33 protein-coding genes are annotated in these 24,593 nt (G+C 60.0%); 25 read left to right on the top strand and 8 right to left on the bottom strand.

Annotated features, from left to right (window positions below; translation table 11 throughout):
* Nucleotides 1-2 precede the first annotated feature (2 nt).
* The 10 genes from J5Y06_RS13105 to J5Y06_RS13060 all read left to right on the top strand — a co-directional run bounded on the left by J5Y06_RS13105 (nucleotide 3) and on the right by J5Y06_RS13060 (nucleotide 5,208).
* Complete coding sequence (locus J5Y06_RS13105; RefSeq protein WP_209335635.1) at nucleotides 3-683, top strand: HK97 family phage prohead protease; 681 nt, start codon at nucleotides 3-5, stop codon at nucleotides 681-683.
* Between the two features lie 12 nt (nucleotides 684-695).
* The gene (locus J5Y06_RS13100) at nucleotides 696-2,114 is read left to right on the top strand and encodes a phage major capsid protein (RefSeq protein ID WP_245247831.1); all 1,419 of its coding nucleotides are present in this window, start codon (nucleotides 696-698) and stop codon (nucleotides 2,112-2,114) included.
* 66 nt (nucleotides 2,115-2,180) lie between these two features.
* On the top strand, nucleotides 2,181-2,438 hold the full coding sequence (locus J5Y06_RS13095) for a hypothetical protein (protein ID WP_209335634.1): 258 nt from the start codon (nucleotides 2,181-2,183) through the stop codon (nucleotides 2,436-2,438).
* 11 nt (nucleotides 2,439-2,449) lie between these two features.
* Complete coding sequence (locus J5Y06_RS13090) at nucleotides 2,450-3,013, top strand: head-tail connector protein (RefSeq protein ID WP_209335633.1); 564 nt, start codon at nucleotides 2,450-2,452, stop codon at nucleotides 3,011-3,013.
* Nucleotides 3,013-3,186 carry a hypothetical protein gene (locus tag J5Y06_RS13085; RefSeq protein ID WP_209335632.1) on the top strand — a complete coding sequence of 58 codons (174 nt, stop codon included), beginning with the start codon at nucleotides 3,013-3,015 and terminating at the stop codon, nucleotides 3,184-3,186. The genes J5Y06_RS13090 and J5Y06_RS13085 overlap by 1 nt, the downstream gene beginning before the upstream one ends.
* Nucleotides 3,176-3,523: a phage head completion protein gene (locus tag J5Y06_RS13080; protein ID WP_209335631.1), complete on the top strand. Its 348-nt coding sequence runs from the start codon at nucleotides 3,176-3,178 to the stop codon at nucleotides 3,521-3,523. The genes J5Y06_RS13085 and J5Y06_RS13080 overlap by 11 nt, the downstream gene beginning before the upstream one ends.
* Nucleotides 3,520-3,933, top strand: coding sequence for an HK97-gp10 family putative phage morphogenesis protein (locus J5Y06_RS13075; protein ID WP_209335630.1), 414 nt, complete (start codon nucleotides 3,520-3,522; stop codon nucleotides 3,931-3,933). Before J5Y06_RS13080 ends, J5Y06_RS13075 begins: the two co-directional genes overlap by 4 nt.
* The gene (locus tag J5Y06_RS13070; protein WP_209335629.1) at nucleotides 3,930-4,331 is read left to right on the top strand and encodes a DUF3168 domain-containing protein; all 402 of its coding nucleotides are present in this window, start codon (nucleotides 3,930-3,932) and stop codon (nucleotides 4,329-4,331) included. Before J5Y06_RS13075 ends, J5Y06_RS13070 begins: the two co-directional genes overlap by 4 nt.
* 14 nt (nucleotides 4,332-4,345) lie before the next feature.
* Entirely contained in the window at nucleotides 4,346-4,786 is a 441-nt protein-coding gene (locus J5Y06_RS13065) for a phage tail tube protein (protein WP_209335628.1), read from the top strand.
* Nucleotides 4,786-5,208 (top strand): gene transfer agent family protein, encoded by a 423-nt coding sequence (locus J5Y06_RS13060; RefSeq protein ID WP_209335627.1) that lies wholly within the window; start codon nucleotides 4,786-4,788, stop codon nucleotides 5,206-5,208. Before J5Y06_RS13065 ends, J5Y06_RS13060 begins: the two co-directional genes overlap by 1 nt.
* A 131-nt stretch (nucleotides 5,209-5,339) precedes the next feature.
* Here the strand turns inward: J5Y06_RS13060 and J5Y06_RS13055 are convergent, their stop codons facing one another.
* Entirely contained in the window at nucleotides 5,340-5,564 is a 225-nt protein-coding gene (locus J5Y06_RS13055) for a hypothetical protein (RefSeq protein ID WP_209335626.1), read from the bottom strand.
* A 36-nt stretch (nucleotides 5,565-5,600) separates the two neighbouring features.
* On the opposite strand from J5Y06_RS13055, the gene J5Y06_RS13050 reads away from it, so the two are divergent.
* The 10 genes from J5Y06_RS13050 to J5Y06_RS13005 are packed head-to-tail and all read left to right on the top strand — an operon-like array spanning nucleotide 5,601 to nucleotide 16,313.
* Nucleotides 5,601-7,601: a tape measure protein gene (locus tag J5Y06_RS13050; RefSeq protein WP_209335625.1), complete on the top strand. Its 2,001-nt coding sequence runs from the start codon at nucleotides 5,601-5,603 to the stop codon at nucleotides 7,599-7,601.
* On the top strand, nucleotides 7,601-8,197 hold the full coding sequence (locus tag J5Y06_RS13045) for a hypothetical protein (protein WP_209335624.1): 597 nt from the start codon (nucleotides 7,601-7,603) through the stop codon (nucleotides 8,195-8,197). Before J5Y06_RS13050 ends, J5Y06_RS13045 begins: the two co-directional genes overlap by 1 nt.
* Nucleotides 8,197-8,826: a hypothetical protein gene (locus tag J5Y06_RS13040; protein ID WP_209335623.1), complete on the top strand. Its 630-nt coding sequence runs from the start codon at nucleotides 8,197-8,199 to the stop codon at nucleotides 8,824-8,826. The genes J5Y06_RS13045 and J5Y06_RS13040 overlap by 1 nt, the downstream gene beginning before the upstream one ends.
* Complete coding sequence (locus tag J5Y06_RS13035; RefSeq protein ID WP_342453425.1) at nucleotides 8,823-9,248, top strand: GNAT family N-acetyltransferase; 426 nt, start codon at nucleotides 8,823-8,825, stop codon at nucleotides 9,246-9,248. The genes J5Y06_RS13040 and J5Y06_RS13035 overlap by 4 nt, the downstream gene beginning before the upstream one ends.
* A 22-nt stretch (nucleotides 9,249-9,270) precedes the next feature.
* Nucleotides 9,271-12,315: a phage tail protein gene (locus J5Y06_RS13030; protein ID WP_209335622.1), complete on the top strand. Its 3,045-nt coding sequence runs from the start codon at nucleotides 9,271-9,273 to the stop codon at nucleotides 12,313-12,315.
* Nucleotides 12,312-12,743 carry a hypothetical protein gene (locus J5Y06_RS13025; protein ID WP_209335621.1) on the top strand — a complete coding sequence of 144 codons (432 nt, stop codon included), beginning with the start codon at nucleotides 12,312-12,314 and terminating at the stop codon, nucleotides 12,741-12,743. The genes J5Y06_RS13030 and J5Y06_RS13025 overlap by 4 nt, the downstream gene beginning before the upstream one ends.
* Nucleotides 12,740-13,114, top strand: a complete 375-nt coding sequence (locus J5Y06_RS13020; protein ID WP_209335620.1) for a hypothetical protein — start codon at nucleotides 12,740-12,742, stop codon at nucleotides 13,112-13,114. The genes J5Y06_RS13025 and J5Y06_RS13020 overlap by 4 nt, the downstream gene beginning before the upstream one ends.
* A 14-nt stretch (nucleotides 13,115-13,128) precedes the next feature.
* On the top strand, nucleotides 13,129-13,335 hold the full coding sequence (locus tag J5Y06_RS13015) for a hypothetical protein (protein WP_209335619.1): 207 nt from the start codon (nucleotides 13,129-13,131) through the stop codon (nucleotides 13,333-13,335).
* Complete coding sequence (locus J5Y06_RS13010) at nucleotides 13,328-15,490, top strand: SGNH/GDSL hydrolase family protein (protein WP_209335618.1); 2,163 nt, start codon at nucleotides 13,328-13,330, stop codon at nucleotides 15,488-15,490. Before J5Y06_RS13015 ends, J5Y06_RS13010 begins: the two co-directional genes overlap by 8 nt.
* Nucleotides 15,491-15,500: 10 nt before the next feature.
* Nucleotides 15,501-16,313, top strand: a complete 813-nt coding sequence (locus J5Y06_RS13005; RefSeq protein WP_209335617.1) for a hypothetical protein — start codon at nucleotides 15,501-15,503, stop codon at nucleotides 16,311-16,313.
* Nucleotides 16,314-16,525: 212 nt separating this feature from the next.
* Here the strand turns inward: J5Y06_RS13005 and J5Y06_RS13000 are convergent, their stop codons facing one another.
* Entirely contained in the window at nucleotides 16,526-17,539 is a 1,014-nt protein-coding gene (locus tag J5Y06_RS13000; protein WP_209335616.1) for a glycosyltransferase family 61 protein, read from the bottom strand.
* 113 nt (nucleotides 17,540-17,652) lie between these two features.
* Nucleotides 17,653-18,723 (bottom strand): alginate O-acetyltransferase AlgX-related protein, encoded by a 1,071-nt coding sequence (locus J5Y06_RS12995; RefSeq protein ID WP_209335615.1) that lies wholly within the window; start codon nucleotides 18,721-18,723, stop codon nucleotides 17,653-17,655.
* A 258-nt stretch (nucleotides 18,724-18,981) separates the two neighbouring features.
* Between J5Y06_RS12995 and J5Y06_RS12990 the strand changes: the two genes are divergently transcribed.
* From J5Y06_RS12990 to J5Y06_RS12970, 5 genes are all read left to right on the top strand, one after another.
* Nucleotides 18,982-19,704 (top strand): NlpC/P60 family protein, encoded by a 723-nt coding sequence (locus tag J5Y06_RS12990; RefSeq protein WP_209335614.1) that lies wholly within the window; start codon nucleotides 18,982-18,984, stop codon nucleotides 19,702-19,704.
* Nucleotides 19,705-19,753: 49 nt separating this feature from the next.
* Nucleotides 19,754-19,927 (top strand): hypothetical protein, encoded by a 174-nt coding sequence (locus tag J5Y06_RS12985; protein WP_209335613.1) that lies wholly within the window; start codon nucleotides 19,754-19,756, stop codon nucleotides 19,925-19,927.
* Entirely contained in the window at nucleotides 19,927-20,133 is a 207-nt protein-coding gene (locus tag J5Y06_RS12980; RefSeq protein ID WP_209335612.1) for a hypothetical protein, read from the top strand. The genes J5Y06_RS12985 and J5Y06_RS12980 overlap by 1 nt, the downstream gene beginning before the upstream one ends.
* A 135-nt stretch (nucleotides 20,134-20,268) precedes the next feature.
* The gene (locus J5Y06_RS12975; RefSeq protein ID WP_209335611.1) at nucleotides 20,269-20,760 is read left to right on the top strand and encodes a hypothetical protein; all 492 of its coding nucleotides are present in this window, start codon (nucleotides 20,269-20,271) and stop codon (nucleotides 20,758-20,760) included.
* Nucleotides 20,745-21,056, top strand: a complete 312-nt coding sequence (locus tag J5Y06_RS12970) for a hypothetical protein (protein ID WP_209335610.1) — start codon at nucleotides 20,745-20,747, stop codon at nucleotides 21,054-21,056. The genes J5Y06_RS12975 and J5Y06_RS12970 overlap by 16 nt, the downstream gene beginning before the upstream one ends.
* Nucleotides 21,057-21,099: 43 nt before the next feature.
* On the opposite strand, the gene J5Y06_RS12965 is transcribed toward J5Y06_RS12970, so the two are convergent.
* The 5 genes from J5Y06_RS12965 to J5Y06_RS12945 form a co-directional block, all read right to left on the bottom strand.
* Complete coding sequence (locus J5Y06_RS12965) at nucleotides 21,100-21,330, bottom strand: hypothetical protein (protein WP_209335609.1); 231 nt, start codon at nucleotides 21,328-21,330, stop codon at nucleotides 21,100-21,102.
* Between the two features lie 199 nt (nucleotides 21,331-21,529).
* Entirely contained in the window at nucleotides 21,530-21,784 is a 255-nt protein-coding gene (locus J5Y06_RS12960) for a hypothetical protein (RefSeq protein WP_209335608.1), read from the bottom strand.
* A complete protein-coding gene (locus tag J5Y06_RS12955; RefSeq protein ID WP_209335607.1) occupies nucleotides 21,781-22,053 on the bottom strand; it encodes a hypothetical protein in 273 nt (90 codons plus the stop codon). Before J5Y06_RS12955 ends, J5Y06_RS12960 begins: the two co-directional genes overlap by 4 nt.
* 204 nt (nucleotides 22,054-22,257) lie before the next feature.
* Nucleotides 22,258-23,238, bottom strand: a complete 981-nt coding sequence (locus J5Y06_RS12950; protein ID WP_209335606.1) for an O-methyltransferase — start codon at nucleotides 23,236-23,238, stop codon at nucleotides 22,258-22,260.
* The gene (locus J5Y06_RS12945) at nucleotides 23,238-24,584 is read right to left on the bottom strand and encodes an ATP-binding protein (protein ID WP_209335605.1); all 1,347 of its coding nucleotides are present in this window, start codon (nucleotides 24,582-24,584) and stop codon (nucleotides 23,238-23,240) included. The genes J5Y06_RS12950 and J5Y06_RS12945 overlap by 1 nt, the downstream gene beginning before the upstream one ends.
* Nucleotides 24,585-24,593 lie beyond the last annotated feature (9 nt).

The following is a 24,593-nucleotide window of genomic DNA, read 5'->3' as shown; positions in this document are numbered from 1 at the left end:
CGATGAAAACCAAGGATTTTGCCCTGCAGGTCAAGGACCTGTCGGAAGACGGCACCTTTGAGGGCTACGGCTCCATTTTCGGCAACGTCGATAGCTACGGCGAGAAGGTCATGCCTGGTGCGTTCGTCGCTAGTCTGGCGAAGCACCGCCGGCAGGGAACCGCCGTTCGGATGCTGTGGCAACACAATCCGAACGAGCCGATCGGCGTTTGGGAAGATCTGGCCGAAGACAGCAAGGGCCTTTGGGGCAAGGGTCATCTGATCCTCGAGATCCAGAAGGCCCGCGAAGTATACGCGCTGATGAAGCGCAATGCGATCGGCGGCCTGTCGATCGGCTACAGCGAAATCAGGACGAAGCCTGGCGACGGTGCCCGCCTGCTCGAAGAGCTGGATCTTTGGGAAATCAGCCCCGTGACGTTTCCGGCGAACGGTCGGGCGCGCATTGAAAGCGTCAAATCAGAGCGAATGGAAGAATTCGCCCGCCGATTGCGCGATGGCGATCCCCTGCCGATCAAAGATTTCGAGGACATCCTGCGCGAGGCAGGTGTCCCGAAGGCCATGGCCGTACAGATCGCCTCTGTCGGCTATGCGAAGGCCATTCGGAGCGAGTCCGAGGGCAAGGCGGATGACACGGCGCTCCGCGCGCTCAAAGAGGCGGCAAGCGCCTTTCTTTCCCAAACCTGAAGGACCATGAACATGCGATACGCATCTTTCTTCGCGGTGGCGATGCTCGCCACCGTTGCATTGCTTTCGACCGGCAGCGCTCATGCCGCATTCGGTCCAATTGGTGCCAGCGAGGCAATCAGTCTTGCCTCCTTGGTGAGTTTCGGTGCCGCGGGCGGCATCGCTCGCCTCGCTTCCTGCACTGTCGGGCCCCGCATCTTCTTCAAGCCTGAAGACGGAACCGGTTCAGCTGACCTTGCTGCGCTTGCCCTTGACCTGAAGAAGGCGGCCGACGAGGTGAAGAAGGTGGCCGAAACCACCAATGCCGAAGTGAAGAACCTCGGTAAGGTCACCGACGAGACCAAGCAGAAAGCCGACGAGGCCTTGGTCAAGCACAACGAGATTTCCGCTCGCCTTACTGAGATCGAGCAGAAGCTGGTTTCCGGCAGCGGAGACAAGGGCGAAAAGAAGAAGTCGATCGGCGAAGTCGTCACCGATCACGACGACTTCAAGGCCTTCGTCAAGTCGGGCGGCAAGGGCCGGATTTCTATCCCGGTCAAAGCGATCATCTCGGCACTTACCACCGACGCCGACGGTTCCGCCGGCGACCTGATCGTTCCTGACCGCCGCCCCGGCATCATCGCGCCACCCCAGGTGCAGCTGACCGTCCGCAACCTGATCACGCCTGGTGAAACGGCTTCGAACGCAATCCAGTACGTGAAGGAAACCGGCTTCACGAACAATGCCGCAACAGTCCCCGAAACGACTGGCGCGCTCAAGCCGCAATCGGAGATCAAGTTTGACATCGTCACTTCGCCAGTGACGACGATCGCTCACTGGGTTTTGGCCACCAAGCAGATCCTCGATGACGTGCCGCAGCTGCGGTCCTACATCGACGGTCGCCTGCGCTACGGCCTCGCCTATGTCGAAGATGCCCAGCTGCTGATGGGCTCCGGAACCGGCACAAACCTGAACGGCATCTACACGCAGGCGTCGGCCTACTCGGCTCCGATCACCCTCCCCGCGACGGTGACCAAGATCGACGTCATTCGCCTTGCGATGCTGCAGGCGTTCCTGGCGGAATACCCGCCGTCGGGCGTCGTCATGCACCCCAGCGACTGGGCCACGATCGAGCTCGTGAAGGACACGACTGGTCGCCACATCATCGGCAACCCTCAGAACAGCGCGGAAGCTCGTTTGTGGCGCCTTCCAGTGGTCGAAACGAAGGCGATGACCTTGGACAAGTTCCTGGTCGGCGCGTTCCAGCTTGGCGCCCAGATTTTCGACCGCGAAGAAGCCAACGTCGAGATCAGCACGGAAGACAGCGACAACTTCCGCAAGAACCTCGTCACCATCCGTGCCGAGGAACGCCTGGCGCTTGCGACCTATCGCCCGGAAGCGTTCGTCAAGGGCGACTTCTCCGACGCGATCACCGCCTCCACAACCGTCTAATCGTTCGGCTGATCACGGGGAGCGCCGCACGTCGGCGCTCTCTCTATCAACCGAAGGAGAGCACCAATGAAACTCAAGGCCTTGGACAGCTTCTATTCCGACGAGACGAAGATGGTGAACGACGGAGACGTGTTCGAAGTGGAGAGCGATGCAATGGGCAAGGATCTGATCAAGCGCGGCGTAGCGCGTCAAGCATCTGAAGACGACAAGAGCGGCAAGACCCGTGTGGCGAAGGCGGAGTCTGCGGCTCCTGCCGGCAAGGCCGACGGTGCAGCACCCGGCAACAAGGACGCCGGTGCAGCCTCGCAGAACAAGACGAAGTAACAAGCTTCGCTATGAACGTCCGAGTCATAACGCCGCCGGCGCCGCTCATCACATTGGAGCGAGCGAAGCTGCATCTAGTCGTCGACTACGATGACGAGGATGCCCTGATCGCCGGATTGATCTCTGCTGCTACGCAATGGGTGGACGGGCCGGCGGGTTGGCTTGGACGATGTCTCGGTAAACAGACTCTGGAACTGTCGCTCGCCTGTTGGTGGTGGGGAAGCATGAAGCTGCCTTACCCGCCGGTTATCGACTTGGTCAGCGTCAAATACATAGACGCGGATGGTGCAGAGCAAACGACCGATCCAGCGACTTCACACGAACTCCACGACGGCAGGCTGTGGCTAGGGCCCGCCTTCGGACGTCCTAAACTAGCGGAAAATCCTGGCGCAGTTCGCGTTCAATACGAAGCTGGGTATGCCAACACCGAGCAAGTCCCGGCGCCGATCACGACGGCCATCCTCCTGATGGTGGGACACCTTTACCGAAACCGGGAGGCGACTGGATCGAGCGCTGTCGAGGCGGTGCCGTTCGGCGTCGAAGCACTCCTCTCGCCATTCAGGGTTTATGTCTGATGCCGCGCGTCCGCTTCACTGCCGATTTTGACTACAAGCCCTCGCAGCAGGTGACGATCGCCTACAAAGCTGGCACCGAAAAGCTGGTGAAGGCCGCTTGCGCCGAGAAGGCGATTGCCGCCGGGAAAGCGCAAGAGATCAAGCCGAAGGCGAAGCCGGCCGATGGCGACTAGCCCCACTGCCGGCGAGCTGCGGCACCGCGTTGCGTTCGACCGGCGAACCGATGCTGATGATGGTTATGGCAACGAACAGGCGAGCTTTGCCGAGCAGTTCCAAGTCCACGCGGCCTTTCGCTCCCGAGGCGGCTCCGAAGCTGTTGTTGCCGCCCGGCTGGAAGGACGAAACGTGCTCGGCGTCTATGTCCGTTCCTCGGCGCAAACGCGGCAGATCGAAAGCGACTGGCAGATGCGCGACGTGAGGACTGGCGAGCGTTACGCGGTCAAGATCGTCGACGCCGTGACCGATCGGCGGTGGGTCTATCTCGAAGTCAGCACCGGAGTGGCGGCGTGATTTCGAAGTTCATCGGCGTCGCCAAGCTGAACCGCAAGCTGGCGCGGCTCCCTGGCGTTGCCAGGAACGAGATGCGCCAGGCGTTGGCGCAATCGGCGCGTGAAATCACGAACTTGATGGAAGCTCTGGTTCCGCAGGACACCGGCGCCCTCGCCGGTTCGATCGGCTGGACGTGGGGCGAAGCGCCGAAAGGCTCACTGGCAATCGGGTTCGTGAAAAGCGGCGAGATGACCATCACCATCTACTGCGGCGATGCGGACGCTTATTATGCCCGATGGGTTGAGTTCGGCACACGGAAGCTGAGTGCCCAGCCCTTCTTCTATCCCGCGTATCGCGCGCTGCGGAAGCGCTCGGCCAGCCGGATCAAACGATCGGCGCGCCGCGCAGCGAAGAAGGTCGCAGCGGCATGACATCCCCGACTTTGGAACTGCAGGGCGCTATCGTGACCCGGCTGAAGGCGCATGGGCCGCTCACCGCCATCGTCGGACCACGGATCTACGACGCCGTGCCGAAGAAAGACGATTTCCCGCGTGTGACGCTCGGGCCGACCGAGGAAGTCAGCGACGACGTCGACTGCATCGACGGTTTTGAAGTCACGCTTCAGATCGACTGCTGGTCACAAGCGGTTGGCTTTCCCGAGGTGCGCCGCATGGCGGATGCTGTTCGCCGTGCTCTCAAGGCAGGCGTGGCCCTTTCGGACAACGCGCTTGTTTACCTGAACCACCGGACGACGCGGACCTTCCGCGACAGTGATGGCCAAACCAGCCGCGCCGCTTTGACTTTCGAAGCCTTCATCGAACAGCCCTAGAAGAGGACACTTAGATGGCACAGCCCGTCACAACCAAAGGCGGAAAGCTCCGCGTCATGCTCGGCAATGATGCCGAGCCCATTGTCTATGCCGCTCCCTGCGGCTTCACCAGCCGCTCGCTCACCCTCACGAAGGGTCTGGAAGAGGTGCTTATTCCCGACTGCGAGGATCCTGATGCCGTTTCCTGGCAGGGCCGCGATGCAACATCGCTTTCCATGGCAGTCAGCGGCGAAGGCGTCATGGCGCAGGAAAGCGTCGAGACATGGCTTGATGCTTGGGAAGATGTGAACAGCGTACCGGTCCGCATTGAACTCGAATTTCCGGCAAAGACCGTCGCATGGGTGGGCCGGATGCACATCGAAAGCATTGAGGCCGGTGGCGAAAACGGCCGGCGCGTCACCAAGTCGATCTCCATGCAGAGCGACGGCGAGATGGTGCGGACGGTCACGCCGTGATGGCGCGTCTCGCTGAACTCGTCCAGGACTTCGCAGACGGCGCCTACACCTTCCGCCTTCGGTGGGCCGAGATCATCAAGCTCCAGGAGGCAACCGACACCGGTCCCTACGTCCTCCTGCAGCGCCTTTATCAAGGCGAATGGCGGGTGCAGGACATCAGCGCCGTGATCCGCCTGGGGCTTATCGGTGGGGGCATGGAGCCGACGGCCGCCTTGAGGCTGGTGCGCTCCTATGTTGAAGAGCGCCCGCCGCTGGAGAGCCTGCCCCTGGCGCAGGCTGTTCTCGCCGCCGGCCTCGTTGGCGCCCCGGAGGAAGCCTTGGGAAAAGATCAGGCTCCGGATCGGGCGAGAAGCTCGACGATCTCCCCAACGGGAAGTTCCGGTTCGGAGCCATCTATGGTGCCGGCGCCCGCATCGGCCTGAGCCCGCTCGATCTCGACCGAATGTCTGCGTGGCAGATCTTCGCGACCTTCGAGAACTATGCCGTTGATGACGGCAAAGCGCTTACTGCTCGGGAAGCTGATGACCTAGCGAATTGGCTTGGGATTTAAGCGTCAATTTAGAAAGACGCTCTCCGGAAGGCAGCTCACCGACCCTCCAACGCCTGTGAGCGCGATGATCTTCAGCCGTTCCTGCTTCATGCGCGCGCATTCGTTCTTCGAAAGACCTTTAGCTATCAATGTCTCGCTGTTTCCGATCGCGTGGATGAGCCGGTAAGTCTCGGCAGCCGAGGCGAAAGATCCGATTAAACCGCAGACGATGACGCCCGCGACAATCATCGTTTTCCTCATGATCGTTCCTTCAGAAAGTGATCTATGGCGACTGATCTAGAGCGACTCGTAGTTCAGCTTTCAGCTGATATCAAAGGCTACGAAAACGCGATGAACCGCGCGCAGGGCATCACGAACAAAAGCGTGCGCAATATTCATGCGCAGTTCGCCCGTTCGAACAAGAACCTGACAAGCCAATTTTCCGCTCTGTCGAAGTCGATGGCTGCTGCCTTCGTCGGCAGTGTTTCGCTTCGCGGAGCGCAGCAACTGGCTGATGCATCGACGCGGATTACCAATGCGCTGAAGGTGGCCGGCCTGGAAGGCGATGCCTTGACCAAGGTCTACGACGAGTTGTTTGCCTCGGCGCAGCGGAACTCGACGCCAATTGAGGCACTGGTCACGTTGTATGGCCGAGCCGCCATCGTGCAGAACGAGCTCAAAGTCTCGACTGAAGAATTGCTCGGCTTTACGGATAACGTAGGCAAGGCCCTGCGCGTTGCAGGCACCGACGCTCAGTCTGCTTCCGGGGCGCTTCTGCAGTTAAGCCAGACTCTGGGTGCCGGCACTGTTCGGGCCGAGGAATTCAACTCGATCCTGGAGGGCGCCTTGCCGATCGCACAGGCGGCGGCAGCTGGTCTGGAAGAAGCTGGGGGCTCGGTCGCAAAGCTCCGCGCTCTTGTGGTCGACGGCGCCGTTTCTTCAGAGGCATTCTTTCGCGCCTTCGAAGCTGGCTCTTACATCCTCGAAGATAAACTTGCGGGTGCCGAAAGCACGGTCAGCCAGGCATTCGTTCGTCTCCAGAACGTTCTGATCGACACCGCCGGCGAGCTAGACGAGGGATCAGGCGCAAGCGATCGGTTGGTGTCCGCCTTGGGCGATCTAACGGATGCGATCCAAAACACGGATTTCTCCCCAGCCATCACAGGCACCATGGATTTCGCAGGCGCCGTAATTGCAACTGTCGCCGAGATCGAGAGAATGGCGCGCGCGCTGGGTGATCTCACAGGTGCCAGTCAGTTCGGCGAGTGGGCGCGTGGCCGCCGTGAGGAGATGAGCGCCCAAGCTCGGATCGATAGCGCATTCGAGGGCACAGTAGCCAGTAAAGGAGATCGTGTCGGATCGACAGCAGATCGGCCGCTCCGAGTGGATGTGGAAAGCGGCACCGTCCGGCCTCGGGTTTCGTTGAAGGACTATGCCGCGCCAAGTTCGTCTAATGCAGGCGGTGGAAGACGTGGCCGCGCTGGATCACTTCGCGAGCGCGCCGATGACTATGAGCGCCTCACCAAGCGCATCCATGACAGTATCGCTGCAACGGTTGCCGAGACTGAGGCCCAGCGGAACCTGAACCCGTTGATCGACGACTATGGCTATGCCGTCGAGAAGGCGCGCCTGGAGCAGGAACTGCTTACGGCTGCGAAGGAAGCCGGCCGCGCCGTCACGCCCCAGCTGCGCGCTGAGATTGCAGCCCTTGCGGATCAATATGCGCTCGCCACAGTCGAAGCTGCTCAACTGGCTGAGAAGCAGGACGATGTTCGGCAGGCAGCCGCAGACGCAGCCGAGTTCAACAAGGATTTGGCGCGCGGCATTGTCGATGGCTTTGTGGAAGGCAAGAAGGCGGCTGACATCTTCGCCGATGCGCTGCGCAACGTCGGCAATCGCCTGCTCGACATGGCCTTCGATGCAGCCTTCAGCACGAAGGGTGGCGGCGGGTTCCTCGGCTCACTGCTTGGCGGTATCGGCAGCCTGTTCACCAAGCGCGAGTTCGGTGGTCCGGTTCGGGCGGGCCAGCCATACATCGTCGGTGAGAAGCGGCCGGAGCTGTTCGTTCCCAACCAGTCAGGCCACATCGTGCCGCGGATCCCTGCCGCTCTCGGCAAGTCTGCCGGCGGAGCTATCAGTGCACCGGTCAACATCACGATCGACGCTCGCGGCGCAGATCGTGAGGGCCTTGCGCGCGTCGAACAGCAGGTCGCGAAGCTGAAGGCCGAATTGCCTGCGCATGTCATCAATACCGTGCGGCAAGCACAAAAGGGACGGCAGCTCTGATGGCAATTGCCGATCCCTTCGACCTGCTGGCGGACTTCCCCGGCTGGTCAACCGAGTTCGACCTGGTGCATCGGCAGGAGACGTCTCGCCAGGCCAACGGCGTCACACGCTTGAAGGATCTCGGTTCTCCGATCTGGGGTGGCGCCTGGCAGTCGCGCATAATGCGGGCAAATGAACTGGACCGCTGGCGTGCGCGGCTCAACGCTTTAGAAGGGGGCGCACGGCGCTTCCTCGGCTATTCGTCATCCAGATGCCGGCCGATTACGCATCCAGGTTCAGGCACGCTGCCGACCGGCTCGCTGGGCACAATTGCCGCCAATCGGAAGACGATCAGCGTCAGCGGCCTGGGCAGCGTAGCCCTCAAGGCTGGAGACCTAATCCAGATCGGTGCAACTGACCTGCATCGTGTTGTGGAAGACGCCGCCGGCAGTTTCGAAGTGCGGCCGCATATCTGGCCCGGTGTGTCGGCGGGGGCTGCGGTGAGGATCATGAAGCCCGCCTGCCTGATGACGATCGTACCGGGCTCCATTTCAGCGTCGGCGGATCCGAGCACCGGCCGCGGCGCGATCTCGTTCCAGGGTCTCGAGGCCCGCTGATGCGCGCGATCTCAGCAGCCAATCAGGCGGCGCTTGCTGCGCGCGTTCTCGTCGCCCGCGACTTCCTTTGGATCGTGGCGCGCAACCGCTCCACCAATGCGCCGGAAGCCGTCGGCTTCTGGTCGGATGTCGGCGACGTGTCAGCGCAGGTGCGCAGCCCAGATAGCGGTCAGGTAGAAAGCCGGGCCTTCTATGGTTCCGGCACGCTGATCGCCATCAGCGACATTCCGCTTGTCGCGAACATCACCGTGCAGACGGTGACCATCGACCTGTCACAGCTCGACGAGCTGGTTGAGCAGGCGGCGCGGCTTTACGACCTTCGCCAAGCCAAGGTCGAGATCTTCCGGGGGCTGTTCAATCCCGACACTCGGCAGATGGTGGCGCCGGCGGAATGCCGCTTTGCCGGCTTCGTGGATGGTGCGCCGATCACCACGCCATCCGAGGGTGAAGCAGGTAGTGTGCGGCTGGAATGCCGGTCGCACACGCAGGAGATGACGCGCTCCAATCCGGACACGCGCTCGCATGCCAGCCAGATACTGCGTTCACCAGGTGACGACTTCTTTGCCGATGCCGGCACTGTCGGCGAGTGGGAAGTGTTCTGGGGCCGGAAAAACGGGAAGCTGACGTGATCCGGCACGCGACCGCCTCGGATCGCTTCGCGGTGATCCGCCTGCTGCGCGACAGCCATGCCGCGGCGGGCTGGACGTTCACGTTCCAAGCGGCTCGCGCGGAGGCACTGTTCAAGCGGCACGCGGAAAGCGTTGACGGCTGCTGCCTGGTGATTGGCGAGCCTGCGCAAGGTGTGCTGATGGCGACTGCCTTCGATCATCCGTTCGGCGCGGGCAAGATGGCGAAGGAAACGGTGTGGTTTGTCGCTCCTGACGCGCGCGGTCGCGCGGCGCTGTTGATGCTCGATGCCTATGAGGATTGGGCGCGCTCCCTTGGCTGCGCCGTTGCCGGCATGGCCTCCCTCGCCACGAATGACGTGTCGCCCCTTTACGAACGCCGCGGCTATCGCGCCGTCGAAACGCATTTTCTGAAGCCGCTCTAAGCGACGGGTTCCCGGATCATCCATGGCAATTTTCTCCGGCATCGCAGCGGCGATCGGCGGCGTGTTTTCCGCTGTCTCTGGCTTCATCGCCAGCAGCGCGATCGGCGCCTTCGTGCTGCAGACGGCTGCCGGCATCGGGCTCAACCTTCTCGCGAAGGCAATCGCCGGAAAGCCGCAGGAAGCGCAGTTTTCCGTCCAAGGAAAGTTGCAATCGGGCGGCGACCTGCCGCGCTCGTTCATCCTCGGTTTCGGCGCAACGGCCGGCTCGCTGGTCTATGTCAACACCTGGGGCGAAGAGAATAAGACGCCGAACGCCTACCTGACGCAGGTTATCGCCTTGTCGGACCTGCCGGTGAGCGGACTGGCCGAACTTTGGGTCAACGGCGAAAAGGTCACGATCGACTGGAGCAATGGCACCTATGAGCAGGGCTTTCCTGTTCTTGAGTACCGCACGGATGAAACGAACAACCACCTCTGGGTCCGCTTCTATGACGGCAATCAGGCCGGACCGGACACTTTCCTCGTCAACCGCGTTTCGAGTGCAGAGCGGCCCTGGGGATCAAGCCGTGTCGGTCGAGGCGTCGCCTATGCCGTCGTCACGGCGCAGATCAATGAGGAGCTGTTCAGCGGCTTTCCGCAGTTCAAGTTCGTGCTGAACGGGGTCAAGCTTTACGACCCGTCGCGGGATAGCACGCGCGGCGGCAGCGGTTCGCATCGGCTCGGAACCCCGTCGACTTGGGGCGGCGACGGTGACCATCTGCCGGCCGTCCAGGCGTACAACCTGCTGCTCGGCCTAACCTACAACGCTGCCTGGTTCTACGGACTTCAGAGTGTTGCCGCCGCCCGTCTGCCGGTGGCTGACTGGATCGCTCAGATCAACAAGTGCCGCGCGCCGATCGCGGGACCGTATGGCTCCGAACCGACCTATCGCACGGGCGGCGAGATCCAGGTGGCCGCGCCGCTTGCCGACGCGATCGAGGCCGTGCTCACCGGCGCGCAGGGGCGTCTGGCGGAGATCGGCGGGACCTACAAGATCCATGTCGGCGCGCCGGATGCGCCGGTGGCATCGATCGACGACGGCGTGATCCTCTCGACGGAGCCGCAAAGCTTCTCGCCCTTCTTTGGCCTGGCCGACACGATCAACGGCGTTGCTGCCACCTATCCGGAACCTGCCGAAGGGTGGGTGCCGAAACCGGCCCCGGCGCTTTACCGCGCGGACCTCGAAGCGCGGGACGGTAATCGCCGGCTGATGGCCGATGTATCGCTTGACCTGGTGCCTTATCCCGGCCAGGTGCAACGATTGATGAAGTCGGCGCTCGAGGAAGCGCAGCGGGCGCGCCGGCACACGATCGTTCTGCCGCCCGAATATGGCGTGCTAGAACCTGGCGTCGATACCATTGCCTGGACCTCGCCGCGCAACGGCTACATCACCAAGCATTTCCGCGTCGATGGCGTGGCCGACAGGGCCAATCTCGACGTGATGGTCGACCTGACCGAAGTCGATCCGAACGACTATGACTGGAACCAGAACACAGATTACCGGACGCCGGTCAATGGACCGGTGGGACCAATCCGCCCTGCCCCGCAGATCATCGTCGACTGGTATGCCGAAGGCGCGGTGCTCTACGATGAAAGCGGCATAGCGCGCCGAGCAGCGATCAAGCTGTCATGGGACGGCGAGCAGCCGGACGTGGCGGCCGTTGTGTTCGAGGTGCGTCTCGCAGCCACAGAGGAGGTGATCTACCGCGGCCGCACGGACAATCCCGCTGCTGGCTCCATTCTGATCAGTCAAAACCTGCTGCCGCTTACCGCCTATGGCGTGCGCGGCCGCTATGAGCCGCGGTCCAGCCGACCGACGCTCTGGTCGGGTTGGCTGCCCGTCACCACGCCGGACATTCGCCTGACGGATCGGGACGTGTATCTGCCAGGCATGCTGGAGGAGATCCAGCAGCATATCCTGCGGATGACGGAGTTCGCCACGACGGGTTCGCGCGCTGCGATCGAGCGTATCCGCCAGTTGATGCTGGATGAGGAAAACGAAGCTTCATCGAACTTCATCGACCGCAAGGTGATCCGCGAAGAAGTCGAGCTGAAGATCGAGGACACCCGAGCCTTCGTTGGCGAGTCCATCATCCTGGCCATCGGTCCGGATGGGGTCATCACGGCCGTGCTCAACGAGATGAGCGCGGAGTTCGAAACCGGCCTCGCGACGATCGACCAGCTGGTGCAGACGGAAGTTTCCCGCATCGACGGCGTGCTGGTTGCGACAGCCCAGTCGATCGATGTGCTGGAAGCGCAGGTGGACGACGTGTCCGCCTCGATCAACATTCGTGCGACGGCGACAGCCGGCGGCCCATCGGGCGGCGCGCGCTACGCCGTCCAGGTGCAGCATGGCTCGGCTGGCAACTTCGTCAGCAGTGCGCTCTTCCTGGAAGCGACCAGCGGCGGTCTCGGCTATGCCGGCTTCGTTGCCGACCGCTTCTACATCGCCAACCCTACAAGCCCGGGAAGCAAGTTCACGCCGTTCGTCTTCCAGGACGGCGTGATGCGCGTCAATGCGGCGGTGCTTGCGTCGCTGATCGTCGGCGAGATCGATGCGATCAACATCAAGGCGCACAGCATCGACACCGACCAGCTCAAGATCGGCGGCGTCGACACCACGGCTCTGGCTTTGCAGGCGGCAACAACAGCCTCTGTGGTGGCCAACAGCGCCGCGGTCAGCGGTGGATGGTCGACGGCCTGCCAGACATCTGTTTCGATGGCGGTTGGCGGGACGCTCTTCGTGCTTTTCACCTGCAGGGTGGACGCCACGAGTACGGACGGCTCCGCTTTTGCTTCGATCGTCGCCCGCATTCTGATCAATGGCGGGGAGTATATGCAGGTTGTTGCCGGCCAGTCGAATGGTGGAACCGGCAACATCTCTGGCGGCAGCTTTTCGTTCGTTTTCCCAATCGCCGTAGGCTCTGGGACGTTCACGGTCGCCCTGCAGTTTTCGACCACCGCAAGCACCGGCGCATCGGCCTCCGCTTCCTATTCCCGTCTCGGCGTTTTCGGAGTGAAGCGATGAGTGAACAGCGCAACGCGGTCTTTGTCGAGCACGATCCCTCAACGGGCGAGATCGTCTACTGCGGCTCGGTGCCGCCCGACGTGATGGAGGGTTACGGGCCACTGTTTCCGCATCTCACCTTCCGGTGGGTGGGCCACGGCATGGAAGTGCCGGATCCCCTCCAGGTCTACTTTGACATAGAAGCGAAGCGGATCCTGCCGAGGCCGCAACTGGCGGTGCAGGCTTCAAAGCCCGTGATTGTCGCGGATGGTCTCGATGAGGCGGTGATCACGGGCATCCCAGCCGGCTTCCCCTTCACGATCGATGGTGCGCCCTACACGGCGGACGGCGAGCCGATCCAGCTTCGATCGGCCATGCCGGCTACCTACCGGCTGGCGATCAACCACTTTCCCTACGTGCCTTTCGAAATGGAGATCGTCGCTCAATGAAGATCGAGCTGGCGAAGAATATGGCCAACGTCCGCATGGCTGCGCTGCTGCGATTGGAAGCAGGCTTTGCATCACGCCACTACGCGGTGCTTGGCGGAGCCATCCACGAGGTTCATGCGCTTAAAGCTGACGAGGCGCGTCGTGTTCTCGACGGGGGCACTTCGCCCCTGCTGGCGCCGGAAGCATCCGCTCGCGGTATCAGCGAGGCTGATCTCGCGAAAGCCGTTCTCGACAAGGCGCAGGTGCAGTCAGAGCAACTGGCGCAGGTCGAGATCGACCGCCAGCGGGCGCAAGCCGAACTGAAGATAGCGGCCACGCCGGCCGCGGTTGAAGCGGTTCTTGCCGCCTACGGCATCCAACCCAGCGAGTAGCAGGGACTTCACAGATGACTGAACCGACCCAAGCGGCCGGCGCTGATGCGCCGCAGCCGGTGATCCTTGATGCCGTGGCTTCGCACTACAAGCGTCGCGCCGCCTTTCTGGAGAATGAAGCTCTGATGATGGCAATCACGGTGCGCGAACTCGACCAGGAGCTTCGCAGGGTCAGGGCGCGCAATGCCGAACTCGAAATGCGTGCGAGGGATCATGGCTGATTGGCCTGGCATCTACCGCACGGGCACGGCGACCGTCGAGGAAGGCGGCCTGACGGTCACATTCCAGAACGCAGGCAACCTGGTGCAGGCTGTGCGACCGGGCGATCGGTTCGGCGGTCATCGCGGCTTGCTTGTCCGGATCGCTGCCGTTGACGCCACGACCATCACTTTGGCGGTGGCGTGGCCTGGTCCCGCGCAGGTCGCAGAGCCCTACGAGATCACCTTTACGCCCTATGATAGCGGCTATCGTCAGGCGCTTCAGACGCTCCTTGCCGGCTACGATGTCGAGGGCATGGATGTCATCCTGCAGAACCTTGAAGCGATCCTTGCTGCTCCGGACGCGGCTATCATCGTGGTCCAGCAGGCGCCGATCGTCGCCGCAAACGCCGAGATCGCGATGCAGGCCAAGGATGCCGCTCTGGCGGCTGCCGGTCCGATCTTTCCAAGTGAGGCAGTCGGACGTGCCGCAGTAGCCGATGGTGAGGTGTTTCGCGTCCTGGGTACACCGGGCAGTGAGAAGTCGATCCGGCAGTTCACGCGAACAAACTCGTCTACTTCTGATGAAGGTGAAGGCGTTCCGTCCACTACGAAGGTTGGGGCGCTGGAGGCGAGGCAGGCTGTTGTAGAGACGGTTGTTTCTCCTCAAGTCGAAACGTCCGTTTATGAGGCATACACCACGCTTGGTGCTGACGTTGATATCGACGCTGACGAGCGTGTCATGCGCAGAGTCACGGCTGTCGGCTACGAGTACCTATTGCCGCTGAGAACTCGCCTTCTGGAAGCAAACCGGCAGATACTCGGCGGGCGCGAGTACGCCTTTCTTGATGCCGATGAGTACGCGCTTTCCGGTTACAGCGGCGATGTCCATATCGATGCTGATTTCCGCATCATGCGCTTCGAAGAGCCTGCTGAAGAGCAGGCAGGTGCAGTCCCCTTGCGGCGCGGCACGCTTCGAGGCGCGATCATCGGGGATAGCCGAACCGCGAACGCTTATACGGGAGTGACAAAGGGGCTCTTGCAACCTCGCGCTTACCCATTCTGGTTGCAGCTTTATAGCAAAGGTGCTGTCCGAGTTCCGTCCGACTGGAATTTCGGTGCTGCCGGCGAGACGACAACGCAGATCCTGGCCCGATTACCGGGTGCCCTTGTTTCGGCGGCCGAAGCTGATTTTTTCATCGTCATGTGCGAAACCAACGATGCGGTTGATGAAGACAGCATCGGCAATATCGATGCGATGGTCGCGGCCATTGTGGCGGCTGGCAAGATGGCTTGGATCGTCGCTGAACTGCCGCGAGGTGATACAACCCCGTATGTCGGGCACACCTGGACCACACAGCGAGTCGCGCGCCATCTGCGGACTTACAATCGGCTGCTTCGGCTGGCTGAGAACCCTAATGTCCGTGTGATCGATGCTTGGCCGGATCTTGTCGATCCTGCTAGTTCAATCGGCGCACCACAGGCCGGCCTTTTCTATGATGCGCTACACCTCACCTGCGAAGGCGCCCGGCGCCTCGGCAGCCGCGTCTGGCAAAGCGTTTCAGATCTTGCCCGCACGCCCGTTACACCTGCGGTGTCGGCAGCCGATGTCTACAGCGTCGATAACCCACTGGGAAACTTGATCCCTAACGGGATGATGCTTGGAACGGGCGGCGTGAAAACTGGTACGGGCACAATCTCAGGCTCGGTGGCGGACGGCTGGACGCTGAACGCAACCGCCAGCTACGCCGTCACAGCTTCGAAAGAGGTCCGCGATGGGTTCGAAGGTCAAAAGATCGTCTTCACTGGCACCGCCATCAACGGCAGCCAGTTGATCGCGCTTTCGCGCGGTTTGAGCCTGGCAAACTTCTCATTAGGCGATGTGCTTGAATTGGTTGGCCAGATCGAAGTCGATGCTGGATCGGTCGGCATGTATGGGCCAGATCTAAACCTTAACGTCAATGGCACCGATACTGCACTCTCCGTCGGCTACCAGCCTGCTGCTACGGCCACAAGCAGCAATCCCTCCGCGTCCTATGGTGGGCCATTCATCTCGACCCCGTTCATCGTTCCTGCTGATCTGACCAGCCTCGCCGTGGCGGTCACAATCAAGGGTAAGAGTGGTGAGCCCATGAGCGGCACGTTCTGGGTTTCCCGTCTTTCACTCCGTAAAATCTGAGGTACGAACCATGGTCGGACTGATCCGCCAATCTGTTGGTCTTCACACCAACGATCCAACGCTTCCGCTGCTGCAGCGGGATGCGCTCATCGATGAGCGCACGGTGGGTCTTGTCGATTTCTCCTCGGGGTGGGCCTACTCGAAAGCCAATCCTGGTCTGGCCGGAGCCCGCGTCAAAGACCTTGTGCGAGGTGGCGCTGACGCGATCCTACAGGACAACCTGGCCTACGACGGCAAGGGCTTTGTGTTCCTTGCCGCTGGCGCCGGCGCGTTGGAGATCAACCTTGGCAGCAACTGGCGTCTACCGATAGGCGTCACGCATTTCGCGTTCGGGATCTGGCTCAACTTGGCTGACACCGGGTACGGCAGTACAGGAACGAGCGATGTGCCTTACAGCATCGCTGGCCTCTATAAAAGTGGGGCTCCAACCGGCTATCAATGGCTTCTCAGCCTTTCGGCGGCACGCCCGGCCGGAACTCTAAAGTCATTGCAGTTCATCGCCAACGGTCGTTCCGTGGTCGCCAACATGTCCGTCGGGGGACTACGTTACCTGGTCGGTGAGTATCAGGTGGTCGGTTCCAACCACCTCTCTCGCCTTTATGTGGATAAGCAGCTTGTCGCGGAAAGCGCCGCGACTGCACAAGCTTACGTTGATCCTGCGCCGACTGACCCTGCAGTGATCGGCCGCGTCGTGCCGTTTGCAGTTTCCCATGGAGGGGCGACCTATCGCGCATGGTTGCAGAGGCTGGACAGTGACGGCGCGTCGTTAATTTCCGTTATGGAAAGGGACTGGGCGGCGAACCGCGACAGACTAGTGAGCTAAATGATGTCTGATGCAAGCCGCTCTCTGGCGGCGATTGTGCGGAAGAACCTCGCGAAGTCTCGAAGCATCTCTGCGGAGAGCGGTTGATTGCTTGCGCTGGCCTGCTCACATCGTTTAGCCAAACGTTCAGAAAGGATCGCCAGTTCCTCGGATGGGAGCGCGTCTGTCTTGCTTATAAGCATTTTCTTGGTCTTTCATGTCATGGGTAGACTTTATACAGGATGCGGAAGGTAGGGGTCGTTACGAAGTTTTCCCAGTTCCCGAAGTTCCTCGTCGTCACGTTTGGTATCGTACTCGTCCCATGGTTGGTCAGAAATGAATCCATTAACCCGCAGGTCGCCTTCAATCCCGTGCATGTCCACTGATGCTCTCGCCGTAACAGGATCACTACCGCGCTTGCTCGCGATCCAGAGCTCCTTCACCCGGGCGGATCCCGGCAAATCCTTGCCCGTAAAAGAACGCAACTGATCCTGAAATACGCCATTGACCCTGCGGCGCCAGATAATGAACGGACGATGCGTAGGGGTGGCGCATAAGGCAAATAAGTGGATGGCCGAACCCTCAGCGAAGATAGTCCGCCCCGAAGTCCGATAAAGCTGCACCTGTTGCTCGATGGTCAGGCGCTCAGGGTAGATGATGTCGTAACCGTCTCGCTGAAGCATTTGCTCGATGTGGGTTTCACCTAGGATGCCTCCATCCCGGACATGCAGCTTGCTGCGAGAAATATAGACGTCCCGGCGGGTGCCGCGGTAGGGGAACTTTGCTTGGGAGAAGGCTTGGCGGATCAAGGGTGTCCCTACGATCTGTTTATAGTCCGGGTGAATAGACTGATCGGGAACGATCAGGGTTTCGAAGCGGGTTTCTGCCCTGACGAGGGTTAGGTTGGCCTCAGGAAAGAACTCTCGAAAGGTCTCATTAACCCAAGGCTCTACGTCTTCTGTTATGTCGCGCAGATAAAAGACGACGCTCTGCACTGAGTTCTGGAGGGCTTTAAATGCCCACATACGGGACAGGCTTTCAGTCAGAAAGTGCCCGAAATGACGTGCTTGGAGCATTCCACCAAAGAGATGAGTCCCGGCAATTGTGCTCACGATGGTGCCCTCTTCCCAAGGCAACGGCTCGTTGTTGTATGAAGCTTTCAGCTGCAAGCCACGGGTCACTACTTGACCATTCGCATCGTACACACCTCCGTCGAATGTCCCGGGCGAAGCTTGGGACTTCGCCAACGTCAAGCTTCTAAGAGGAGCCACGATCGCACCCGGTACAAGCTCTATTGCGAGGTTTGTACTCATCATCCTACCGATGCTCGATTCAAGGTTTCAGACGAAACTGGGCAGAATCAGTTTTGAGGCATTCTGGCAAACATGAACCTCTCCATGGTTTGTCCGATTACTACATCCGCGTTGACGCTTTCAGCATAAGAGTCGTCAACTTCATTGCTCCAGACGAAGTGGAACTCCTCGAAGAGGCGAGAGAACCACCAAGACAGGAGTGGCCGACCGCCCTTATGGAAGCAGGAATTTGCGAAGGCTACCGCCTTTTTCTGAATTGGCGCGCCATCTGTCTGCCAGATGCATCTGGTTCCCAAGTGACCTCCTCGAGGAGGTTCTATGACTTCAATCTCACGCGGTCTGAGCGAGAGCGCTGGGTTGGTGTCGTCACTTGGAGCGGAGAGTGCCTCGTACAAGGGAGTTCCAAGCATCCGCTGCGCGAGGTCGCCAGACCGGATTTCAGTATCATTAAATGGTACGTCATCGAGCGCGCTGATGCCGAACAATTGCGCGACATGCCGCGCGATCAAATATGACCCATAGGTGCTTTGATGGCTGTCCAGGCGCGGAACACAGCGAGAGCCATGAGCTCGAAAGAGGCTAAGGACCGAGAAGTAGTAGTCTTTCTTTTCAAAAGTCGCCTCTATCTGCGAAAGAAGGTCGGTGGGGGTTTGGATCGCCGTTGGGAAGTACTCAGGCAGTGATGATATCTTCTCAGGAACGATGAATTGAAGATATGTGCGGCCTGAGGCATCATGGCGCTTAACCCGCTCTAGCAGTAAGCTACTCCATTGTGCGCATAGTTCCTCAGTCGAGTTCTTGTCCCTCTGGTACCGGGACAGAACGTTGTTCGAGCCCTCCGTTAGGTAGATGTACCCCTCACGACCCAAAAGGGCGCTCCCATCTGTTGAAACTGTCCCGACCGGAACATTGATGTAGGAGAGATCAGAGGCTGTGCGCGGCTTCTCTGGTGCGACTGAAGGGTCGAGTTTACTTGCCGCGAACCGCAAGACGGACTTCGTAGGTCCGGTGAGATGTTCCGACTTAAGCAGCGACGCTATGAGGACCTTAGCTTGTCCATCGTCTGCATTGTGGATCACCTCAAGCAACGTGGCCAAGCTTTGTGGGTCAACTGACATCAGTTTTCTCGCGGGAGTTTTCGGTCCGGCAAAAGCTTGTGTGTGATTTAGAGCTATCGCCGGTCGCATCCTGAGTGGCTTGTGGCAGACGATTTAACGGCTGTCGATCCTTCGAAGCAACAAAACCGCCAACACTGAACCTGGTCGGTCAAGGCCGCCGCGCCTTCGGTCGAGCGTTGGGGGCATCCGCTTCGCCTAACCGCCTGAACGTAAGCGCTGATCGCGCGCAAACACAATCGTGACAATATGGAGAACGTGATGTCCCTGAAGGATGAAGCCTTCGAGGCTGTTCAAGCGCGCCTGCAAGAACTTGGCTGGTACGCCGGCAAGATCGACGGCGCCACGGGTCCGTTGAGCGAAACAGCCGTGTCCGATTTCAAGCGCGCCCATGGGCTGAACCCGCGTGCGTTCATTGGCCCGATTACCTTGACGCGCCTGTTCGATCCGGAAGCGGAAGCGCGGCCGAAGCCAAAGCCCGCAGCGATTGGCGGTCTGCCGTGGCTTGCTGAAGCCGAGCGCCTGAAGGGCACCAAGGAAGTCGCTGGCAAGGGCAACAACCGCATCATCATGGATTGGGCCGAAAACCTCGACCAAGGGTACACGGGCGACGATGTTGCCTGGTGCGGTCTGTTCGTGGCGCACTGCATGAAGATCGGCGCGCCGCTCGATCCTCAAAGCTTCAACCGCCTCGGCGCCCGCGAATGGCTGAAGTTCGGTCGCGCCGTTGATCCGCAGCGCGGCGCTATCCTCGTTTTCTGGCGCGGCTCCAAGAATGGCTGGCAAGGTCATGTCGGGTTCTACGCCGGCGAAGATGCCCACGCTTATCACGTTCTCGGCGGCAATCAGTCCGACGCCGTCACCGTCGCCCGTATCGCCAAGAACCGCCTGCTCGGCGCGCGCTGGCCGAAGTCGTTCTCGACCTCGGGTGAGCGGGTGACGGTCAACGCTGGCGGCAAAGTGATCTCGACCAACGAGGCGTGACGAGATCCGCGCCCGGCGGTCTCCGGGCAATCTTCTAAGGAGAACAATCATGGGTAACTACTCGAAGCTGATCGGCAGCATCGTTGGCGCGGCCTTCGGTGCGGCTGTCGCGTTCGGCGTTCTGCCGAACGAACTCGCCACGCCGGAAATCCAAGGATCCGTGATCGCGCTGATCACGGCGCTTTGCGTCTACTTCTTTCCCGCCAACCAGCCTTCGGCCTGATGGCCTGGCTGTCGCTCCTCAACCTCCTGCTCCAGCTCGCCGTGCTTGTTGCGCGGCGAGCGGAGCGCGACGACATCGAAAAGGCGGTGGCCAATGAAGTCGAGATCCTGCATGGCCGCCGCGTTCGCGCTGCCGTCGATGCTCGCGAGCGGGTGCGCGACGGCCGGACTGCTGCCGATCCAGCCGACCCCTACCGCCGCGACTGAGGCAGCCGTGGCGCGCGATGTGTGCAGCGCCTGGCAACCCGTGACCTATTCGAGCCGGGATACGGAAGAGACGCAGATCGAAACGCGCGCAAACAATGCGGCGCGGGATGCATATTGCGGAGCGAAGGGAGACTGATGCCCGGGACGATCGCGCCGCCAACGCCGCAGAAGATCCGGCATCATTCGATCAGGGCTTCCGTGCAGGGCCTTTTTATGGAGTACCTCTATGGCGACGGCTGGCGATTGGTCGAGATTGTTCTCGGCCTCCAGATCGTGCTCCGGGGCTTGGCGATCCTGTTTCTAGGTGGAATGGCGGCGACCTATTATTCTTCCTTCCCGTTCGCAAATATGCCGGTGGCATGGGGCATGCTGGCGATCCTGATTGGCGGCGGAAGGATTTCCGGCACGGTGATCAACGGTCGCTGGGGACGCTCCCCCGGCCTCCGTCGGTGCGCCGGTCTGTGCGCCTTCGCGTATCAAGGCCTGCACTGCTACTTTTTCTGGAGCATCGGGCTGTCCGTTATTGCCGTCGGCTACCTGTTCTGGACGATCCTTGAGGCCATGGGTGTCATTCGCTCCACGATCGACATTCAGCGCAAGCGAGGATCGGCATGCCTCAATGGATGATCGACCTTCTCGACCGCTCGGGTGCAGTTACTGCCATTGTGACCGTCGTCGGCACGGCCATTGTCAGCCCTCTCCTGATCTTTCTCGGGAAGGTCCTATTTCGAGCATCGCCGCCGCCTCCGCCTGTTGCCCACGATGTTCGTGATCTGCCTGATCACCCGCTGCTCGTTTCAGCCAAGGTGCATCTACAGGATGAGGAAGTGGCGATCCTTGTTGCCCTCAAAGCACAACTCGATCGGATCGAGCATGACTTGGATCGGATTCATGGCCGCATTGACCTGCTGATGCGGAAGTAGCCGCCGCTGACCGTCGGCTGACGGCGGCTTTGGTCGGCTTGGCTTACGGCGTCCAGCCGTGCTTGCTATCCCAAGGAACAGTGTCCCGGCCTGACACGCGCAAGGCGACAGTGTTTAGCGCGTCGTGAAAATCATCCAGGGCACGATAAAGATCGCTATCCACTCGAAGCTTCGATTGGAGCGGCTGAACGGCCTCTTGCGTAGCCACGCAATGCCGCATGAAAGCAGCCACCTCGATTTCGGTGAGTTCTGTGATCGTCCTGCGTCTTGCCATCGCGGCCTCCTGTGCTTGAGTGATCCGCCGCACGTGAGGATAATGTTCCTAGAACGTTCCGTGCCTGTCAACTGCTGCCACGTGGGACATGCACAACGGAAAGTATAGCAAAATCAGGAGGGCATCTTTGTCCCATCGGGAGGCAGAAGGCGCGGTAGCGGTGGGTTTCGGCAGTCCCTCCGGGACTCCAATCCGCCCATTAGTGTCTCCCGGCCGTCACCAAGCGGAGCAGCGATCGCAAGGCTTCCTCTCGCCCTTCCTTGCTGACCTGCTGAAGAGCCCGATCCAAAAGAAGATCTTCCAATCGGCGGTTCATCTCGTCGTTGAGTTCTGCTGCGACATGGGGATCGGCCACGCGTCCGCTGAGCTTCAGCACCAGGCGTTTAAGCGGCACCTCCGGCTCGACGCCGCTTTCTATGAAGGCTTGGATCTTTTCCGCAGGATCTTTGATCATTCCAGGTCAGGCACGCTGCCATGCTGGAACAGCACCACCGGCTCGCCGTATTCCCCATTGGGAATGTCCGCTGTACGCGACCAGGCAATGACGCCGGCGTGCTTAGTCGCAAGCGTCCTAGCGGTGCGCACCGCCCTCTCCTCGCTTTGTTGCTCGGCCGGCCCGAACGCGGTCTGCAGTTCCCCTTCGTCGTCGGGGTCGAACGCCATCACAACGATCAGCTTCGGGAGCTTGGTCTGTGGTGTTGTTGCGATGCTGGAAATCACCATGCGAAGAAGATGGAGCCGCGGCCTGCGGCCGTCAATCTGGCTCGTTTCGAGTTTTACAACCTCGAGCTAAGCCATTGTTGCGCTTATGAGCGTTTTCAGGCTGTTTTACAGGCAAGCCGTTGATGTGTCGCCAAAACGCCTAGCTTCCCAAGCTGAAAGCAGCAGAGCCGAAGGACGACGTTAACCCTTCATCCATTTGCTGCTTCAGTTCTGAACAACCGCAAAGTTTGGGAAGTAGCGGTACATACCCGCAAAGCTCTTCGCCTCCGATGCGGGAATATGTCCGATATTCAAGACGCTTCCTGGCGGGAGCGGCAATTGCCCCTCCAGGTTCCGGATCTCACGCAGTGTCAGTTTTGGTGTCGGAATATAGACCGGCTTATCCTGCTCTCCCGCCGGAATAAAATCCATTTGCTCGAAGGCACAACTTTCAAGCTTCTGCCGTTCCTCCTCATTGTAGAAGATGACAACCAAGGACGTCATCTTTGCTCCATCTTCGTACTCAAAAGAACATATCTCTTTTGCGAATACCGCCTGGCTAGGGTCCGCCAACTTGCGTGTGGAGATCGCTTCATCGATTTCCGCGAGCAGCATATTTCGGCTCAACTCGCCATAGGTCCATCCAGATAGGTCTTCTCGCGAAAGAGTGTCCGGCACTCGACGGCTTCCGAATTTCGTGATGAACCGCTGTTCTGCTGTCTGTGTATTTGGATCAATCTTCATTTCTCGGTCGGCGATCGCAATTTCGGGAGCGCGAACGCACTGCACAGAAATCACCAGCACAGATCCTGATCTAGCTCTCGCTGCCACGGCTGCAGCATCCTCAAGCATTTCCGGACCGAGCGGGTCATCGTAATCTAACCAGATGAACTGGCGCTTCGAGTAGTCGAGGTCTGGAAGTAGCGCTGTCGATTTCCCGAACTTGAGGTCTATGGAGAACGGCTTGTTGGCATTGATCCTTTCGCGCGCGGCTTCAGATTGTTCAATCGAGAGCATATCCCGTATACCTAAGGCGCGGTGAAACAGGACGAAATCAGAGAACCACACCGAGCCGAAACCAACGTACTTGTAACTTTCGACCGGCTCGAAAGCTGACAAGCGGCGGAATACGTCGCAAAGCATCAGACGTTCTGCGTATTTCGCGGGCCTGATGGAATAATCGATCTTCCGAAAACTCTCGACCATCAGCGTTTCTGTCGCTTCAGTGCGGCGTCGAAGGTAGCCTCTCCCACTGCCTTGGCCGAGGACAAGTCGAGAGCTTCTTGCAGGATCACTACGTCATCAAGCGGACGCGAGTACTGTATCTTGACCAGCTTGGGCCCCTTAACGATGTCTCCTCGTTTTGGGGCCACGAAAGCGGATTTGACGGTCAGCGTCTCTGCCGACACGAGCTCAGCTTTCGCGACGAAATTGCTCAATGGGCTCTCTTCTCGCGAAAATTCATCTATGTCAGCATCAAGCTCATTTAGAAAGTCGATCGCCGGCCTCATCATCTCCATCATTCGCTTCATGGCCGCCACCCACACCGAACTGTCCTCATCAACCCCCGTTTTCGTGGTGTTCCAAGGAACTCTGGAAGAGTCCTCCGAGTCAAAAAATACTAGCCCGCGGAACCGGGCGAACTGGTTGTGGTAGCTTGGTATAATGATCCGATTGGCGGCGTCTTCTATCACGCCCCACCCCGTCACCGGGCTTCGGTCAGCCTCAAGTACCACCCGGCCGTTGCAGACGACGTACCAGCCAGCTTGTTTGGGCGACGATTGACCGATCGCCACTATGATTCGAACTGTGACGTCGGCTCTACCGGGGCGGCTGAACCTAATGTTCTCGATGCCCGGCCTCAGGCCATCAGACACTAGAAGAAGAAGGTTCGTGGCATCGATGTGTCGTCCATTCACCGAGATCGCGAGACCCTCTGATATGAACTGTCGATGCTTCGATTTGATGAAGTTGAAAATTGACGTCTCGAAGTTCTTGAGAGCGAACTTGGCTGAGACTTCCTCTCTCAACTCCGAAACCGTGATCTCAGTACCCGGCTGGTCCGTAGAAACCAGCGACCCTGGTTGAAGGTCACGCAGTTGAAATGCCCACCCTTTCTCTTGCTCCCAGGTGCTGACAGGCACCTCAACACTCCAGCTGTCGTTCGAAGTGGCTGAATGCACCTTGAAGTGCGTTCCAAATTTGAAGAGAGCGCGCTTCATTCCCACCCCGAATTGACCAATGGAGTGAGGCGTTCGCTTGGCTCCGCCGGGACGACCAAAGCGAAAGGCGTAAGAGCGAGCGGCGTCACGATCAAAACCGCCGCAATTATCGACAATCTTGAACTGCTCCGCGTCGAATGAGATTTGCACCCAAAGACCGTTGAAATCTGGCCGGCCTTTGGCCTTTAGAGCTTTGGCTCCGTCGACGGAGTTGTCGACAAGATCAAGAATGGCCTGATCAAGCGGGATATCTCTGGTGAGCATGTCGATGAAGAACGCCTTCGTCGGCTCCGCGTCGATTTCGGTTTTCGAAGCGTTCTCATCAACCATGAACATCGT

Origin of the sequence: Tianweitania sediminis (assembly GCF_017813335.1) — a bacterium.
GTDB lineage: Bacteria > Pseudomonadota > Alphaproteobacteria > Rhizobiales > Rhizobiaceae > Tianweitania > Tianweitania sediminis.
This window is presented reverse-complemented; position numbering and strand designations above follow the sequence as displayed.

Bases quoted from the DNA above. Each gene is read 5' to 3' on its own strand.
- J5Y06_RS13105 (WP_209335635.1), top strand. From the start codon at position 3: ATGAAAACCAAGGATTTTGCCCTGCAGGTCAAGGACCTGTCGGAAGAC.
- J5Y06_RS13100 (WP_245247831.1), top strand. From the start codon at position 696: ATGCGATACGCATCTTTCTTCGCGGTGGCGATGCTCGCCACCGTTGCA.
- J5Y06_RS13095 (WP_209335634.1), top strand. From the start codon at position 2,181: ATGAAACTCAAGGCCTTGGACAGCTTCTATTCCGACGAGACGAAGATG.
- J5Y06_RS13090 (WP_209335633.1), top strand. From the start codon at position 2,450: ATGAACGTCCGAGTCATAACGCCGCCGGCGCCGCTCATCACATTGGAG.
- J5Y06_RS13085 (WP_209335632.1), top strand. From the start codon at position 3,013: ATGCCGCGCGTCCGCTTCACTGCCGATTTTGACTACAAGCCCTCGCAG.
- J5Y06_RS13080 (WP_209335631.1), top strand. From the start codon at position 3,176: ATGGCGACTAGCCCCACTGCCGGCGAGCTGCGGCACCGCGTTGCGTTC.
- J5Y06_RS13070 (WP_209335629.1), top strand. From the start codon at position 3,930: ATGACATCCCCGACTTTGGAACTGCAGGGCGCTATCGTGACCCGGCTG.
- J5Y06_RS13065 (WP_209335628.1), top strand. From the start codon at position 4,346: ATGGCACAGCCCGTCACAACCAAAGGCGGAAAGCTCCGCGTCATGCTC.
- J5Y06_RS13060 (WP_209335627.1), top strand. From the start codon at position 4,786: ATGGCGCGTCTCGCTGAACTCGTCCAGGACTTCGCAGACGGCGCCTAC.
- J5Y06_RS13055 (WP_209335626.1), bottom strand. From the start codon at position 5,564: ATGATTGTCGCGGGCGTCATCGTCTGCGGTTTAATCGGATCTTTCGCC.
- J5Y06_RS13050 (WP_209335625.1), top strand. From the start codon at position 5,601: ATGGCGACTGATCTAGAGCGACTCGTAGTTCAGCTTTCAGCTGATATC.
- J5Y06_RS13045 (WP_209335624.1), top strand. From the start codon at position 7,601: ATGGCAATTGCCGATCCCTTCGACCTGCTGGCGGACTTCCCCGGCTGG.
- J5Y06_RS13040 (WP_209335623.1), top strand. From the start codon at position 8,197: ATGCGCGCGATCTCAGCAGCCAATCAGGCGGCGCTTGCTGCGCGCGTT.
- J5Y06_RS13030 (WP_209335622.1), top strand. From the start codon at position 9,271: ATGGCAATTTTCTCCGGCATCGCAGCGGCGATCGGCGGCGTGTTTTCC.
- J5Y06_RS13025 (WP_209335621.1), top strand. From the start codon at position 12,312: ATGAGTGAACAGCGCAACGCGGTCTTTGTCGAGCACGATCCCTCAACG.
- J5Y06_RS13020 (WP_209335620.1), top strand. From the start codon at position 12,740: ATGAAGATCGAGCTGGCGAAGAATATGGCCAACGTCCGCATGGCTGCG.
- J5Y06_RS13015 (WP_209335619.1), top strand. From the start codon at position 13,129: ATGACTGAACCGACCCAAGCGGCCGGCGCTGATGCGCCGCAGCCGGTG.
- J5Y06_RS13010 (WP_209335618.1), top strand. From the start codon at position 13,328: ATGGCTGATTGGCCTGGCATCTACCGCACGGGCACGGCGACCGTCGAG.
- J5Y06_RS13005 (WP_209335617.1), top strand. From the start codon at position 15,501: ATGGTCGGACTGATCCGCCAATCTGTTGGTCTTCACACCAACGATCCA.
- J5Y06_RS12995 (WP_209335615.1), bottom strand. From the start codon at position 18,723: ATGTCAGTTGACCCACAAAGCTTGGCCACGTTGCTTGAGGTGATCCAC.
- J5Y06_RS12990 (WP_209335614.1), top strand. From the start codon at position 18,982: ATGTCCCTGAAGGATGAAGCCTTCGAGGCTGTTCAAGCGCGCCTGCAA.
- J5Y06_RS12985 (WP_209335613.1), top strand. From the start codon at position 19,754: ATGGGTAACTACTCGAAGCTGATCGGCAGCATCGTTGGCGCGGCCTTC.
- J5Y06_RS12980 (WP_209335612.1), top strand. From the start codon at position 19,927: ATGGCCTGGCTGTCGCTCCTCAACCTCCTGCTCCAGCTCGCCGTGCTT.
- J5Y06_RS12975 (WP_209335611.1), top strand. From the start codon at position 20,269: ATGCCCGGGACGATCGCGCCGCCAACGCCGCAGAAGATCCGGCATCAT.
- J5Y06_RS12970 (WP_209335610.1), top strand. From the start codon at position 20,745: ATGCCTCAATGGATGATCGACCTTCTCGACCGCTCGGGTGCAGTTACT.
- J5Y06_RS12965 (WP_209335609.1), bottom strand. From the start codon at position 21,330: ATGGCAAGACGCAGGACGATCACAGAACTCACCGAAATCGAGGTGGCT.
- J5Y06_RS12960 (WP_209335608.1), bottom strand. From the start codon at position 21,784: ATGATCAAAGATCCTGCGGAAAAGATCCAAGCCTTCATAGAAAGCGGC.
- J5Y06_RS12955 (WP_209335607.1), bottom strand. From the start codon at position 22,053: ATGGTGATTTCCAGCATCGCAACAACACCACAGACCAAGCTCCCGAAG.
- J5Y06_RS12950 (WP_209335606.1), bottom strand. From the start codon at position 23,238: ATGGTCGAGAGTTTTCGGAAGATCGATTATTCCATCAGGCCCGCGAAA.
- J5Y06_RS12945 (WP_209335605.1), bottom strand. From the start codon at position 24,584: ATGGTTGATGAGAACGCTTCGAAAACCGAAATCGACGCGGAGCCGACG.